The sequence below is a fragment of the Flavonifractor sp. An82 genome, assembly GCF_002159265.1.
Taxonomy (GTDB): domain Bacteria; phylum Bacillota; class Clostridia; order Oscillospirales; family Oscillospiraceae; genus Flavonifractor.
Genome location: NZ_NFHG01000018.1, coordinates 1 through 14,436 on the forward strand (window position 1 = coordinate 1; position 14,436 = coordinate 14,436).

Sequence of the window (14,436 nt, forward strand, 5' to 3'; positions counted from 1 at the left end):
GGCTTGGGCGTAGGGGTAGGCGTAGGGTCGGGGGTAGGCTCCGGCGTGGGTTCCACCGTGGCCGTAGGCGTGGGCGTGGGCGTCGGGGTAGGAGTTGGAGTGGGAGTCGGGGTGGGGGTAGGCGTGGGCTCCGGCTCGGGCTGGCTGTTCTGGTCGTAGCGGGTGAGCATCACCGCCGCCTCCGCCCGGGTGGCCAGACCGGAGGGGTCAAAGCAGTTGCCCGGCTTGCCGCTGATGATCTCATCCTCCTTGGCCCAGTCGGCAGCCTGGGTGGCCCAATCTGAAATCTGGTCGGCATCGGCATAGCCCGCCGAAGTACCGGCGGCGGGGCTGCCCGCGTAGCGCCACAGAATGGTGGCTACCTGCTCCCGGGTCACCGGGTCGTTGGTGCCGAAGGTCTGGCTGTTGTAGCCCGTCACATAGCCCTTCTGCTGGGCCCACAGCACGGCGCTGGAGTACCAGGTGTTGTTTTCCGTATCGGTAAAGTTATCCTGGCCGCTGACCGCCGGGCTGCCCGCCATGCGGTAGAGGACGGTGGCCAGCATGGCCCGGCTCATGGACAGTTCAGGGGCGAAGCTGCTGCTGGAGACGCCGCTCATGAGGCCGTTGTCGGACACATAGCTGACAGCGCCGGCGTACCACGCTCCGGGGACCACGTCGCTGAAGCCCGACCCGGCGGCACGGGCGGCGCCGATGGGCAGTGGAAGAACGGCTGCCAGCAGGACGCCGGAGAGCAGCCTGGTTGCTGTTTTTCTGTGTTTCACCATGGGATTTCCTTTCTGTGCGCAGGTTTTCCGGCGCTCCTTTCGGCGCCATTATGTATAGCATAACAGAAAACGTCCCATTCGACAAGTTTCTATCTCATTTTTTCAAAAACTATATAGTTTCTTTCCTTTTCGTACAAAAAATCACAAAACCGCCCCAGGCGTCATGCCCGGGGCGGTTTTCGCTTATGTCAACTTTTACTCTGCCGTGACCACAGCCTTCTCCCCGTCGGAGGTGGCGTGGATGGCGGAAACGGGATGCTGGTAGCTGTCGATGAGCTTGGTGGCGATGTCGTCCTCCAGGTCCTTCTGGATCTGGCGGCGCAGGTTGCGGGCGCCGTAGGTCTGGGAGTAGGACTTGCGCACCAGGTGGTCCAGCAGGGCGTCGTCCCAGGTGAAGGTGATGCCCTTCTCCTTCAGGGTATCCCGCAGCTCACCCAGCATGATGGCGGCGATGGCCTTGAAGTTGTCCTCGGACAGCTTGTTGAAGTAGACGATCTCGTCCACCCGGTTGATGAACTCGGGCCGCAGGAAGGACTCCAGGGCCTTCATAGTCCGCTCTCTCCCCTGCTCGTCTGCGGTGCGGCCGAAGCCTACGCTGCCGGCGGAGGTGCGGGCGTCGCTGCCCGCGTTGGAGGTCATGACAATGACGGTGTTCTCAAAGTTCACGTTGCGGCCCTGGGCGTCGGTGATGTGGCCGTCGTCCAGGATCTGCAGCAGGATATTGAGCACGTCGGGGTGGGCCTTCTCGATCTCGTCGAAGAGGATGACGCAGTAGGGCTTGCGGCGCACCTTCTCGGTGAGCTGGCCGGCCTCGTCATAGCCCACATAGCCCGGGGGCGAACCGATGATGCGGCTGACGGCGAACTTCTCCATGAACTCGCTCATGTCCAGCCGAATGAGGGACTCGGGAGAGTGGAACATATCCATAGCCAGCCGCTTGACCAGCTCGGTCTTGCCCACGCCGGTGGAGCCCACGAAGATGAAGGACACGGGCTTGCGCTTGGAGGCGATGCCCACCCGGCCCCGGCGGACCGCGGCGGCCACGGCGTGGACCGCCTCGTCCTGACCGATGAGATGCTCCTTCAGGCGATCCTCCAGCTTGGCCAGGCGCTCATACTCGGCCTCCTGGATCTGGCTGGCGGGGATTTTGGTCCACAGCTCAATGACCTGGGCCAGGTGCTCCACCGTCAGGGGCGGGGCGCTCTGGGCGTCCAGCTTGTTCAGCTCGTCCTGGAGCTGCATCTCCCGGCTCTTGATGACGGCCAGCCGCTCATAGTCCTTGCTGCTGCCCTGGTCGGCCATCAGCTGTTCCCGCTCGGCAGCCAGGTTGTCCAGCTCCCGACGGAAATTGGCCTGCCGCCGCTCGTTGGCCCCCAGGGCCTCGGTGGTGGCGGGATTGCCCATGAGGGAGTCGTGCTCGGCGGTGAGCTTGTTCAGCTCCCGGCGGATCTCACTCTGGCGGCTCTCGTTGTTCTTCAGGGCGGTCTGGCGCTTGTAGTCCCGGTCATTGGCCTCCACCATCAGGTTCTCCCGCTCCTGGCCCAGCTGCTCCAGTTCCTTCTTCACCTCCACCTCACGGGCCAGGGCCTTGTTGTGGAGGTTTACATCGGAGCAGGCCTCGTCAATGAGGTCGATGGCCTTGTCGGGCAGGTAGCGGTCGGTGATGTACCGCTCGCTCATGGTGACGGCCAGACGGCACATCTCGGGGGAGATGGACACAAAGTGGTACTTCTCATAGTAGGGGGCGATGCCCTGGAGGATCTTCACGCTGTCCTCGATGGAGGGCTCCTCCACAATCACCGGCTGGAACCGCCGCTCCAGGGCGGAGTCCTTCTCGATGTACTTGCGGTACTCGGTGAGGGTGGTGGCGCCGATGACCTGGATCTCCCCCCGGCTGAGGGCGGGCTTGAGGATGTTGGCAGCGTTCATGGACCCCTCGGCGTCGCCGGCGCCCACGATGTTGTGGACCTCGTCGATGACCAGGATGATGTTGCCCAGCTTCTTGATCTCCTCAATGAGGCCCTTCATGCGGCTCTCAAACTGGCCCCGGAACTGGGTGCCCGCCACCAGGGCGGTCAGGTCCAGCAGGTAGACCTCCTTGTCCAGCAGCTTGTAGGGCACATCCCGCTGGTAGATCTTCTGGGCCAGGCCCTCGGCAATGGCGGTCTTGCCCACGCCGGGCTCGCCGATGAGGCAGGGGTTGTTCTTCTGCCGGCGGTTGAGGATCTGGATGGTACGCTGGATCTCCTCGTCCCGGCCGATGATCTTGTCCAGCTTGCCGTCGGCGGCCTTCTGGGTCAGGGAGATGCAGTAGTTCTCCAAAAACTTCCGCTTGGGGGGCTTATCCCCCTTCTTGTCCTTGTCGGAGCGCTCAGACCGGCCGCTCTCCCGCTCGGGAGGCTGGTTCTGGGGGTTCTGAGCGCCGCCGCCGAACAGCTTGTTCAGGAAGGGGAAGGTAGCAGTCTTGCCCTCGTCCTCCTCGTCCTGCTCGCCGTCCTCGCTGGGAACCAGCCCCTCCATGCCCTCGGCTCCGCCGAAGGCGGACATCATTTCGTTGGTCAGACCCTCCAGGTCCTCGTCGGTGATGCCCATCTTCTGCATCATATCTTCCACGGGCTTGATGCCCATTTCCTTGGCGCACTTGAGGCACAGCCCCTCGCTCTTGGTGGTGCCGCCCTCGATCTTCTGAATAAAAATGACGGCCACATTCTTGTGGCATCTGGAACACAGTGTAGGTTGCATATCTGTTTCAGCTCCTTTGGCGGGGACGGCCCCGGATGGGCCTCCTCCCCGGAGAGATGATTCTAATCCGAAATTATGAACTGGATATGAATCAGGCCGGCTTTCTTTCCCGCAATGTCCTGCAAAACTGGTAGATGTATCCGCACAGGGCGGCCAGAGTCAGGGCCAGGGCAAAGCCGATGAGGCCCAACCGGCAGGGTCTGGGCAGACCGGGGAAGAGCACCAGGCCGACGCACACCAGGAAAAACACCCCGGTGGACAGCTTGCCCAGCCAGTTGGAGGGGATCACGTCCCCCAGCTTGTGATACATGATGTAGCCGCCGATGGCCATGGTCAGCTCCTTGCAGAAAAACACGATGACCGCCCACAGGGGGATCACCTCATCCACCGTGATACAGATGATGACGGTAAAGGTCATCAGCTTGTCCGCCATGGGGTCCAGAATACGGCCCAGCCGGGTAATCTGATTGAAATGCCGGGCGATCCAGCCGTCGGCAATATCGGTGAGGAAGGCAACCAGATAGACCAGGGCTGCCCAGGGGTGGGCGTTGGGCCACGGCTGGAAAAAGGCCACCGCGAACACCGGCACCAGGATCAGCCGGAAGATGGATAGGATGTTGGGGACTGTCATATCGATTCACCTGATTTTCTCTCTTTGGTAGTGGTTGCTTACAGCCCGAAGATCAGGCTCATGGGGTTGGTAGTCATGAAGAATTTCAGCAGCACCGTCTGCTCCACCGTCTCCGCCGGAATGAGGCCCCCCATGAACTGGATGGCCCAGGCGGCAATGAAGAGGATGATGCAGCCCTGGAGCAGGCCGAACACGGCTCCCAGGCTCTTGTTCAAAAAGTGGAGCACCGGCAGTCGGGCCACCAGGTTGAGGGCCCGGCTCACCACCTTCCACAGGATCAGAATGACCACAAATCCCACCAGGAAAAGGATGAGGTAGGCCGCCGACTGGGCGATGGCGGCCGCCACCCTGGCCGCCGCGCTGGCGGCCACCTGGGTCATGCCGTTCTCCACCGCCTGGTTGACCTGCTCCACCAGGGACTCATAAAAGCCCATATCCCGCAGGGCGTTGAGCACGTCCTGAAGGGGCAGGCTGTCGGGGGTGAGCTGTTCCTCCGCCCCGGCGGTCCCCTCCGCCACGCTCTGGGCGATCTGCTCGTTGAGCTGCTCCTCAATGGCGGAGGCAAACCTGGGCTCCAGGGCGTCGGCCACCATGGGGGACAGCGTGCGTGCCAGCACGCTGGCACCGGTGAAGGCCACCAGCACGCCCAGCAGGCCGCACAGGGACAGGACCAGACCGCGCTTGGCGCCCAGTACCACAAAGGCGATGAGCACCGCCGCCACGATCACTTCAAAGATGATTGCCATAGATAGGGTTCCTCCAGATTATTGGGGCACATAGATCCGCGCCGTGCTGTTGTCGATGAGCATGGCGCTGCCGTCGGACCGCTGGAGCACCTTGCGGGCGCTCTGGGTACCGTCCAGGGTGTTGTAGAGGGTCAGATCCTGGTCATAGATGTCCAGCCGGTCGGCGGTGAGTACCCCCACATAGCGCCCGGCGGCGGAGATGGAGAGCACCTGCTCCTCCATGGCCAGCACCGCCTGCTCCTCCCCCTGGTCGTTTACCACCACCAGCTGGGCGGAGCTGCCCGCCCGGTACTTGCCCAGCAGCAGGGCCACGGTGCCGTCCCCGTCCATGGAATAGCCCTTCAGATAGCGGCCGGCGTAGGAATAGCTCCCCGTCAGCTCACCGCCGCCGTCCAGGTGATAGACGCTGTTCTCACCCAGGGCCCAGATGCCGTAGGTGTCCCAGGTCATCTCCAGGATGACCTCGCTCCCCACAATGGTACTGGTCTCGGGCGCGGCCTCCGCGGAGGTGCTCCCCCCCACGGGGTAGAACTCCGCCGTGCTGGAGAAGGTGCCGTCGGTGAGGCCCATGGTGAGCAGCGCCACCGTCCGGTTGTCGGGAGACAGGGCGGCATCCATGACGAAGCGGCTGGACAGGCTCACCTGCATCTTGGCCTGGAACTGGCTGTCGTATACGGTGACCACGCCCTTATAGCCGCTGATCTGGGTGACCACCACCATCCAGCCGCTCTCATTCACATCGGCGGACAGGATCTGCTCGTCACTTCCCAGCTCCAGGGAGAAGGCCTCCTCCCTGTCCCGGCAGACCAGCAGGGTCCTCCCTCCCGCGTCGTAGGCCAGGGCGGTGTTCCCGGCGGACACCGCCACCGGGTGCTCCATGACCACTGTGCGGTCCACATATACCTGACCGCTGGCGGAGTAGAGCCGCACCCCCGTGGAGGAGCACACCAGCAGGTCTCCGTCCAGGGTGGCGAAGGTGCTGGTACCGTCCCCGTCGAAGGGGAAGGACTCGGCCTGCCCGCTGTCGGTGCGGCTCAGGCTGCGGTAGGAAAACCACCGCTTGACGAAATCGAAATTCAGTTTGTCGTAGTTGACGATCAGGACCACCGCACCCAGCATCAGGGCCACAGTAAGCAGAAAGGCCAGCAGCCGAAGCAGGCGGTTGGGCCGCTTCTCCGTCCTGCCGGCCTGACGGCCCTCCTTGTCCTGCTCCAGTCTATGCTGCTGATCGGAAAATATGTGGCGGGGCATTACAACACATCCTCATTGTACCAAAGCTTGGTCATGTACAGGCCGCCGGCGGGCACTGTGGGCCCGGCGGCGGTTCGATTGCGGCCCTCCAGAATGGCGGGCACATCGTCGGGGGAAAATTTCCCCTCGGCAGCATAGACGCAGGTGCCCACCATGGCCCGTACCATGTTGTACAAAAAGCCGTCAGCGCACACCCTGCACTGGATCATCAGCCCGTCCCGGCTGATGTCGAAGTAGTGGACCGTCCGCACGGTGGTGCGGGTCTCGGTACCCACGCTGCGGACGGCGGCAAAATCATGAGTGCCCACAAAGTGGGAGGCCGCCCGCTGCATCACCGTTTCGTCCAGGTGCTTGGGGTAGAACCAGGCCCGGTCCACATGGAAGGCGTTGCGGATGTGGGAGTTATAGATGCGGTAGGTGTACTCCTTTTTCAGGCAGGAGCCGATGGCGTTGAACTGGTCGGGCACCTCAGTGGCCTTCACCACCACAATGTCGTCGGGCAGCCGGGTATTCACCGCCAGGGGCAGCCGGTCGCAGGGGATGCGGGAGGTGGTACGGAAGTTGGCCACATAGGTCTCGGCGTGGACCCCCGCGTCCGTGCGGCCCGCCCCGGTACATTTCACCGGATGGCCCACCACGGTGGCCAGGGCCTTCTCCAGGGTCTCAGCCACGGTGACGGCGTTCTTTTGGACCTGCCAGCCGTGGTAGGCCGTTCCCACATACATCAATCTTAACGCAATATTTCGCATAACGGCCTCCCACGCCTCAAGTCTTCGCTTCTATTTCGGTTCCCCTCCGCCGGCATAGCCGGCGGAGCCTACGCTACAAACGTGCCACCGGCACGTTTGCTATACGCTGCGGTGCCAGCCGTGGTAGGCCGTTCCCACATACATTAACCTTAAAGCAATATTTCTCATAAATCTTTAAGCACACCTTAAATTTTGGTAAAAGTTCGCTCACCAGCCGAAGTGACCCAGCACCCCGATGCCCACACACAGGGCCAGGGAGAGCAGCAGGGCGGCCACGTCCATGCCGCTCATCTTCAGCTGGCGCAGACGGGTGCGGCCGCTTCCGCCGTGGTAGCAGCGGCACTCCATGGCCACCGCCAGCTCGTCGGCCCGGCGGAAGGCGGAGATGAACAGGGGTACCAGCAAAGGCACCAGGGCACGGGCCTTCTGGATCAGGTTGCCGGTCTCAAAGTCGGCCCCTCTGGCCTTCTGGGCGGACATGATCTTGTCGGTCTCCTCAATGAGGGTGGGGATGAACCGCAGGGCGATGGACATCATCATGGCCAGCTCATGGATGGGCACCTTGATGGCCTTCAGGGGGCTGAGCAGCTTCTCCAGTCCGTCGGTGAGCATGATGGGGGACGTGGTGTAGGTCAGCAGGAAGGTGCAGGTGATGAGCATCATGATGCGCAGGATCATGAACACCGCCGCCCGGATACCCTCAGCATAAATGGTGAGGATACCGAAGGCCACCAGGGGCTCCCCCTGTCCGGGGGTGAAGAACAGGTTAAGCACCGCCGTGATGGCGATGATGATAAAGATGGGGCGCATACCCCGCAGAATGCTCTTGAGCCCCACCTTGGAAACGGCGATGAGGGCGGCCAGCACCACGATGAGGATGGCATAGCTCACCACATTGGCCGCCAGGAAGAGGGAGACGATATAGGCGATGGTGCCCAGCAGCTTGGTGCGGGGGTCCAGCCGGTGGATAATGGTCTTGCCGGGGAAATACTGCCCCAGGGTGATATCTTTCAGGGCCATTTACATCACCCCTTTCTTTCGGTTCAGAGCCGCCAGCACGGCGTCTCTGGCCTGCTCAATGGTATACACCGAGGGGTCGATGTCCACGCCCATGGCTTTCAGGCGATGGAAGACCCGGGTCATGGCGGGCACGCCCAGGCCCATTTTTTCCAGCTCGTCCCCGTGGGTGAAGACCTCCCGGGGGGTGCCGGAGAAGGGGATCCTGCCGTCGTTGACCACCACGATGCGGTCCACCGTCCGGGCCATCTCCTCCATGGAGTGGGAGACGATGATGATGGTGGCGTTTTTGGCCACATGGTAGTCGTGGATGTTGCCCAGGATGGACTCCACGCCCACCGGGTCCAGGCCGGCGGTGGGCTCGTCCAGGATGAGCACCGAGGGCTCCATGGCAATGACGCCGGCGATGGCCACCCGGCGCTTCTGGCCGCCGGACAGCTCAAAAGGGGATTTTTCCAAAGTCTCCTCCTTCAGGCCCACAAACTGGGCGGCCTGACGCACCCGGCGGTCGATCTCGTCCGGGTCCAGCCCCATGTTGCCGGGGCCGAAGGCGATGTCCTTGTACACCGTCTCCTCAAAGAGCTGGTACTCAGGATACTGGAACACCAGCCCCACCTGGAAGCGGGTCCGGCGGGTGCGCTCCTTGCTCTCCCAGATGTCCTTGCCCTCAAAGAGCACCCTGCCCGAGGTGGGCTTCAACAGGCCGTTGAGGTGCTGGATCAGGGTGGATTTCCCCGAGCCGGTGTGGCCGATGATGCCCAGGTACTCCCCGCGGTAGGCGGTAAAGTCCACGTCCACCAGAGCCCCGTGCTCAAAGGGGGTACCGGCGGAGTAAATATGGCTCAGGCGCTCGGTCTGAATGATCGGTTCCAATTTGCTCAGTCCTTTATCACAATGGTGCATGCCCGAAGGTCACGCCCGTGTCTGCAAAAGCTCGTACAGCTCCCGGGCACACTCCTCATCACTGAGGGCGTCCAGGGATACGTCCAGTCCCGCCCGGCGCAGCTCCCACAAAAGCTCGGTGGTCTCGGGGACGGTGAGGCCCACCGCCTTGAGCTCCTCCACCTGCTGAAACACCTGCCGGGGGGCGCCGTCGGCAATGACCTTGCCCTTGGCCATGACCACCAGCCGGTCAGCCTGGGCGGCCTCGTCCATGTGGTGGGTGATGAGCACCACCGTCACGCCGGAGGTGCGGTTGAGCTCCTTGATGGTCTTGAGGACCTCGGCACGGCCGATGGGGTCCAGCATGGCGGTGGGCTCGTCCAGCACGATACACCGGGGCTGCATGGCGATGACGCCGGCAATGGCTACCCGCTGCTTCTGGCCGCCGGAGAGCAGATGGGGGGCGTGCTCCCGGTACTGGTACATCCCCACCGCCTTCAAAGCGTCGTCCACCCGACGGCGGATCTCGGCGGGCTCCACCCCCAGGTTCTCGGGGGCGAAGGCCACGTCCTCCTCCACCACGTTGGCCACGATCTGGTTGTCCGGATTCTGGAACACCATGCCCACGGTGCGCCGGATGTCCAGCAGCTTGGCCTCGTCGGCGGTGTCCATGCCGTCTACGTACACCTTGCCGCCGGAGGGCAGCAGGATGGCGTTCATATGCTTGGCCAGGGTGGATTTCCCCGAGCCGTTGTGGCCCAGCACCGCCACGAAGGTGCCCTCCTCAATCTGGAGGTCCACCCCGTCCAGCACCACGGGAGAGGGTCCCTCCTCGTCGTCGTAGCGAAAGTGCAGGTCCTTTGTCTCAAGAATGGCTTGTCCCATAGTTACTCCTTCTCAGTCACAGACCCAGCGGCCGGTGGCCCCGCAGGGCAGCGCCAGGCCGGTGGAGCTCACCCGCAGGCCCAGCTCCTGGCTGTCGGTATGTCCGCCGTGGTGCCGGGACACCAGGGTCTCCAGCAGATAGGTGAGCACCGAGGCGGACAGGCCGGTGGTGTAGGAATTGATGAGGAAGAACAGGGGTTTCTCCGACAGCACCCCGGTCACCAGCTCCACAAAGGGGAACAGGTTTTCCTCCAGCTTCCAGATCTCGCCGGAGGGGCCCCGCCCGTAGGAGGGGGGGTCCATAATGACCGCGTCGTACTTCCGCCCGCGGCGGATCTCCCGCTCCACGAATTTGCCGCAGTCATCCACGATCCAGCGGATGGGGGCGTCGGTGAGGCCGGAGGAGGCGGCGTTCTCCCGGGCCCAGCTCACCATGCCCTTGGCGGCGTCCACGTGGCACACACTGGCCCCCGCCGCGGCGCAGGCCACGGTGGCCCCGCCGGTGTAGGCAAACAGGTTGAGCACCCGGATGGGCCGGCCGGCGGCGCGGATGCGCTCCATGGCAAAGTCCCAGTTGGCCGCCTGCTCAGGGAACAGGCCGGTGTGCTTGAAGTTCATGGGCTTGATGTTGAAGGTAAGCTCCTTGTAGCCCAGGGTCCAGCGGGGGGGCAGGTCCTTCTTCACCCACTGACCGCCGCCGGTGGAAGAGCGCTGATACCGGGCGTCATACTTCCGCCAGCCCGGGTGCTTCCCCTCCGGGCGCCAGATGGCCTGGGGATCGGGCCGCACCAGGGTGTGCTTGCCCCAGCGCTCCAGCCGCTCTCCCCCGCCGCAGTCCAGCAGTTCATAGTCTTTCCATCCGTCCGAGATCCACATAGTCATCCTCCCGGTTATTCTTGTCATAATCATCCTATTATATCATTCCACCCAGGTCGAGTCAACGAAAAGAGCGGATTGTCATATGGGGAAAACTGTGATAGAATATCCATGAATTTGTGGAAACGAGGTGTCCGTCATGAGCGCCACAGAGCTTCAGTTTCGTACCGCCACCTTCGGCGGCTTTCAGAAGCAGGATGTGCTGAGTTATATTGAGTCCTCCAACCAGGCCCACGTGGAGAAGCTGGAACAGCTTCAGCGGGAGCGGGATGAGCTGGCCCGGGAGAAGGAGGAGCTGGCGGCTCAGGCCGAGCAGGCCCGGCAGCAGGTCCAGGCCCTGACCCGGGAGAAGGAGGAGCTGACCGCCCGGCTGGCCCAGGTCCGCAAGGAGGCGGAGGCCCTGCGCACCGGCGCCGACGACCAAAAGTCCAAGCTGGAGCAGGCTGCCGCCCAGCTGGCCCAGGCCAACGCCCGGCTGGCCCAGGCTGAGCCCGCCGCCGCGGCCTATGCCCAGATCAAGGACCGCACCGCCGGCATCGAGCTGGAGGCCCACTGCCGGGCCCAGGAGGTGCAGCAGGCCGCCGAGGAGAAGGTCCAGCGGGCCCACACCGAGGTGTCCCAGTGGCTCCACAAGGTGCAGGCGGGCTACGACCTGCTGCGCTCTGACATGGAGGGGGCGGTCTCCCGCGCCACCCAGGAGCTGGACAAGCTGCATCAGATGGTGGAGCAGCTGTCCTCCCACTTCGACAGCCAGGACGAACATCTGCATAAGCTCACCCAGGACTGCATGTCTGAGTTCGCGCCCCCCGCGCCCGAGCCGCTGCCCCTGAACGAGAAATAAAAGCCTGCCGCGGCGGGTATGGGAAAGGGAACCGACGGGGTTCCCTTTCTCCTTCTTCTCCCCCGCCGGCGGCAGGAAGTTTTCTGAAAAGGAGTGCATCCCCTTGGCAAAATCCTCCGGAGCACGCACCAAGGTCACTGTGAAAACCTCGGCCCGCATGTCCAAGAAGGGGCCCCTCAGCCCCGACGCCCTGCGGAAGCTGGACGCCTGGTGGCGGGCCTCCAACTATCTGGCCGCCGGCCAGCTCTATCTGAAGGACAATCCCCTCCTCCGCACCCCTCTGAAGCCGGAGCACCTGAAGCATGCCCCGGTGGGTCACTGGGGCACGGTGCCCGGTCAGAACTTCATCTACACCCACCTCAACCGGGTGATCACCAAGTACGATCTGAACATGATCTACGTCTGCGGCCCAGGCCACGGGGGCTCCGCCGTACTGGCCCAGAACTATCTGGACGGTACCTACAGCGAGGTCTACCCCAACGTGAGCCAGGATGAAGAGGGCATGCGCAAGCTGTTCCGCCAGTTCTCCTTCCCCGGCGGCGTGGGCAGCCACTGCGCCCCCGACACCCCCGGCTCCATCAACGAGGGGGGCGAGCTGGGCTACTCCCTGGCCCACGCCTTCGGGGCCGTTATGGACAACCCCTCCCTCATCGCCGCCTGCGTGGTGGGAGACGGGGAGGCGGAGACCGCCCCCCTGGCCGCCGCCTGGCACGGCAACAAGTTCCTGGACCCGGTGGGAGACGGGGCGGTACTCCCCATCCTCCACCTGAACGGCTACAAGAACGCCACCCCCGCCCTCTTTGCCCGCATCTCCGCCGAGGAGGTGGAGGACTACTTCAAGGGCTGCGGCTGGACTCCCCGGTTTGTGGAGGGAGACGACCCGGCCCAGATGCACCAGAAGATGGCGGCCGCCCTGGACTGGGCGGTGCGGGAGATCCAGCGCATCCAGGAGAGCGCCCGTTCCTTCGGGGAGACCGAGCGGCCCCGGTGGCCCATGGTGGTCTTCCGCTCTCCCAAGGGGTGGACCTGCCCCAAGGAGGCGGACGGCACCGCCCTGGAGGGCACCAGTCGGGTCCACCAGCTGCCCCTGGCGGTGGACGAGGCCCATCCCGAGCAGCTTCCCCTGCTGGAGGAGTGGCTGCGCAGCTACCACCCCGAGGAGCTCTTTGATGAGACCGGGGCCCCGTCTGCGGTACTGCGGGCCATGGCCCCCCAGGGCCAGCGGCGGATGGGCCCCAACCCCCACGCCAACGGCGGTCTGCTGCTGCGGGATCTGCGCACCCCCGACTTTTCCAAGTATGCCGTGGACGTCCCCGCCCCCGGCGCGGTGGAGGCGGAGGATATGGCCGAGCTGGGCAAGTACGTCAGGGACGTGCTCAAGCTCAACCAGAAGGCCAAAAACTTCCGCATCTTCTCCCCTGACGAGACTATGAGCAACAAGCTGTGGGCCGCGCTGGAGGCCAGCGACCGCCGGTGGAACGCCGACCTGCTGCCCGGGGAGAAGGGCCTCTCCCCCAGCGGCCGCATCCTGGACGGCATGCTCAGCGAGCACATGTGCCAGGGCTGGCTGGAGGGCTACCTGCTCACCGGCCGCCACGGCTTCCTCAACAGCTACGAGGCCTTCATCCGCATCGTGGACTCCATGGTGAGCCAGTACGCCAAGTGGCTCAAGGTGGCGGGGTCCCTGCCCTGGCGGCAGGACATCGCCTCCCTCAACTACGTCCTCTCCTCCAACGTGTGGCAGCAGGACCAGAACGGCTTCACCCACCAGGACCCGGGCTTCCTGGACCACGTGGCCAACAAGAAGGCCGACGTGGTGCGGCTCTACCTGCCCCCCGACGCCAACTGCCTGCTGTCCTGCTTCGACCACTGCATCAAAAGCCGCAACTACATCAACGTGCTGGTGACCTCCAAGTATCCCCGGCCCCAGTGGCTCACTATGGACGAGGCCATCAAGCACTGCACCCACGGCATCGGCATCTGGCAGTGGGCCTCCAACGACCAGGGGGCCGAGCCTGACGCGGTGCTGGCCTGCTGCGGCGAGACGCCCACCCTGGAGACCCTGGCCGCCGTCACCATCCTGCGGCGCTACCTGCCCGAGCTGAAGGTGCGGGTGGTCAACGTGGTGGACCTGATGAAGCTGCAGCCCCACACCGAGCACCCCCACGGCCTCACCGACGAGGACTACGACGTGCTCTTCACCGTGGACAAGCCCATCATCTTCGCCTTCCACGGCTACGCCACCCTGGTCCACGAGCTGACCTACCGGCGGCACAACAAGAACCTCCACGTCCGGGGTTATAAAGAAGAGGGCGGTCTCACCACCCCCTTCGACATGCGGGTGCAGAACAACATCGACCGCTTCGACCTGGTCATCGACACCGTCAAGCGCCTGCCCCAGCTGGGCAACCGGGGGGCCTTCCTCATCCAGCTGATGAAGGACAAGCTGGTGGAGCACCGGCAGTACATCACCGCCCACGGCCAGGACCTGCCCGAGATCCGGGACTGGAAGTGGAACGGCGGCGCGGGCATCTGACCCGCCTTGCCAAAATCAGGCTTGTGTGCTAATCTTATAGAAAAGCCACAGACGGGAAGGATCAAAGGATGAACATTTACGAATCTGCGGAAAACTATCTGGAGGCCATCCTCAGCCTCCGGGAGCGCCACGGCATGGTCCGCTCCATCGACATCGCCAACGAGCTCCACTTCTCCAAGCCCAGCGTCAGCGTGGCCATGAAAAAGCTGCGTGAGAGCGGCTATGTGGAGATGGACAAGGACGGGCTCATTTCCCTGCTCCCCGCCGGGGAGGAGATCGCCCGCCGCATCTATGAGCGCCACCAGCTGCTCACCCGGTTCTTCACCTATCTGGGGGTGAGCCCCGAGGTGGCCGCCGCCGACGCCTGCAAGATCGAGCACGACCTCAGCGAGGAGACCTTTCAGAAGATCAAGGAGCACGCCATGGGCAAGGGGGAGCTTTCCCAGCCCTGAACCCCACTGTCATCACCCGAAAATGGCCGCCGATGGCGGCCATTTTTTATGGAACCCCTTA

General features: G+C 63.8%; 13 protein-coding genes. 3 read left to right on the plus strand and 10 right to left on the minus strand.

Annotation, left to right across the window (positions count from 1 at the left end; translation table 11 throughout):
• The 10 genes from B5G34_RS18530 to B5G34_RS14720 form a co-directional block, all read right to left on the minus strand.
• Positions 1–764: S-layer homology domain-containing protein (locus B5G34_RS18530; protein WP_162609493.1), on the minus strand; the 764-nt coding region annotated here is incomplete at its 3' end.
• Between the two features lie 198 nt (positions 765–962).
• Positions 963–3,509 (minus strand): ATP-dependent Clp protease ATP-binding subunit, encoded by a 2,547-nt coding sequence (locus B5G34_RS14680; protein ID WP_087339156.1) that lies wholly within the window; start codon positions 3,507–3,509, stop codon positions 963–965.
• A gap of 91 nt (positions 3,510–3,600) precedes the next feature.
• Positions 3,601–4,140: a CDP-alcohol phosphatidyltransferase family protein gene (locus tag B5G34_RS14685; protein WP_087339159.1), complete on the minus strand. Its 540-nt coding sequence runs from the start codon at positions 4,138–4,140 to the stop codon at positions 3,601–3,603.
• Positions 4,141–4,178: 38 nt separating this feature from the next.
• Entirely contained in the window at positions 4,179–4,886 is a 708-nt protein-coding gene (locus B5G34_RS14690; protein ID WP_087339163.1) for a CvpA family protein, read from the minus strand.
• An 18-nt stretch (positions 4,887–4,904) separates the two neighbouring features.
• Positions 4,905–6,137, minus strand: a complete 1,233-nt coding sequence (locus tag B5G34_RS18810) for a DUF5711 family protein (RefSeq protein WP_162609494.1) — start codon at positions 6,135–6,137, stop codon at positions 4,905–4,907.
• Positions 6,137–6,886, minus strand: a complete 750-nt coding sequence (truA, locus tag B5G34_RS14700) for a tRNA pseudouridine(38-40) synthase TruA (RefSeq protein WP_087339166.1) — start codon at positions 6,884–6,886, stop codon at positions 6,137–6,139. The genes B5G34_RS18810 and truA overlap by 1 nt, the downstream gene beginning before the upstream one ends.
• Positions 6,887–7,093: 207 nt before the next feature.
• Positions 7,094–7,906, minus strand: coding sequence for an energy-coupling factor transporter transmembrane component T (locus B5G34_RS14705; protein ID WP_087339169.1), 813 nt, complete (start codon positions 7,904–7,906; stop codon positions 7,094–7,096).
• Positions 7,907–8,776 carry an energy-coupling factor transporter ATPase gene (locus B5G34_RS14710; RefSeq protein ID WP_087339172.1) on the minus strand — a complete coding sequence of 290 codons (870 nt, stop codon included), beginning with the start codon at positions 8,774–8,776 and terminating at the stop codon, positions 7,907–7,909.
• 39 nt (positions 8,777–8,815) lie between these two features.
• Complete coding sequence (locus B5G34_RS14715) at positions 8,816–9,670, minus strand: energy-coupling factor transporter ATPase (RefSeq protein WP_087339175.1); 855 nt, start codon at positions 9,668–9,670, stop codon at positions 8,816–8,818.
• 12 nt (positions 9,671–9,682) lie between these two features.
• Positions 9,683–10,546: a class I SAM-dependent methyltransferase gene (locus B5G34_RS14720; RefSeq protein WP_087339178.1), complete on the minus strand. Its 864-nt coding sequence runs from the start codon at positions 10,544–10,546 to the stop codon at positions 9,683–9,685.
• Between the two features lie 139 nt (positions 10,547–10,685).
• Here B5G34_RS14720 and B5G34_RS14725 point away from each other — a divergent pair, with 139 nt between their 5' ends.
• The 3 genes from B5G34_RS14725 (at position 10,686) to B5G34_RS14735 (ending at position 14,375) form a co-directional block, all read left to right on the plus strand.
• Complete coding sequence (locus B5G34_RS14725) at positions 10,686–11,387, plus strand: hypothetical protein (protein WP_087339182.1); 702 nt, start codon at positions 10,686–10,688, stop codon at positions 11,385–11,387.
• Between the two features lie 157 nt (positions 11,388–11,544).
• Complete coding sequence (locus B5G34_RS14730) at positions 11,545–13,923, plus strand: phosphoketolase family protein (protein WP_204245960.1); 2,379 nt, start codon at positions 11,545–11,547, stop codon at positions 13,921–13,923.
• Between the two features lie 68 nt (positions 13,924–13,991).
• The gene (locus tag B5G34_RS14735) at positions 13,992–14,375 is read left to right on the plus strand and encodes a metal-dependent transcriptional regulator (protein WP_087339188.1); all 384 of its coding nucleotides are present in this window, start codon (positions 13,992–13,994) and stop codon (positions 14,373–14,375) included.
• Positions 14,376–14,436 lie beyond the last annotated feature (61 nt).

Excerpts from the sequence above, each read along its gene's own strand:
- B5G34_RS14680 (WP_087339156.1), bottom strand. The coding sequence starts at position 3,509 with ATGCAACCTACACTGTGTTCCAGATGCCACAAGAATGTGGCCGTCATT.
- B5G34_RS14685 (WP_087339159.1), bottom strand. The coding sequence starts at position 4,140 with ATGACAGTCCCCAACATCCTATCCATCTTCCGGCTGATCCTGGTGCCG.
- B5G34_RS14690 (WP_087339163.1), bottom strand. The coding sequence starts at position 4,886 with ATGGCAATCATCTTTGAAGTGATCGTGGCGGCGGTGCTCATCGCCTTT.
- B5G34_RS18810 (WP_162609494.1), bottom strand. The coding sequence starts at position 6,137 with ATGCCCCGCCACATATTTTCCGATCAGCAGCATAGACTGGAGCAGGAC.
- truA (WP_087339166.1), bottom strand. The coding sequence starts at position 6,886 with ATGCGAAATATTGCGTTAAGATTGATGTATGTGGGAACGGCCTACCAC.
- B5G34_RS14705 (WP_087339169.1), bottom strand. The coding sequence starts at position 7,906 with ATGGCCCTGAAAGATATCACCCTGGGGCAGTATTTCCCCGGCAAGACC.
- B5G34_RS14715 (WP_087339175.1), bottom strand. The coding sequence starts at position 9,670 with ATGGGACAAGCCATTCTTGAGACAAAGGACCTGCACTTTCGCTACGAC.
- B5G34_RS14720 (WP_087339178.1), bottom strand. The coding sequence starts at position 10,546 with ATGTGGATCTCGGACGGATGGAAAGACTATGAACTGCTGGACTGCGGC.
- B5G34_RS14725 (WP_087339182.1), top strand. The coding sequence starts at position 10,686 with ATGAGCGCCACAGAGCTTCAGTTTCGTACCGCCACCTTCGGCGGCTTT.
- B5G34_RS14730 (WP_204245960.1), top strand. The coding sequence starts at position 11,545 with ATGTCCAAGAAGGGGCCCCTCAGCCCCGACGCCCTGCGGAAGCTGGAC.
- B5G34_RS14735 (WP_087339188.1), top strand. The coding sequence starts at position 13,992 with ATGAACATTTACGAATCTGCGGAAAACTATCTGGAGGCCATCCTCAGC.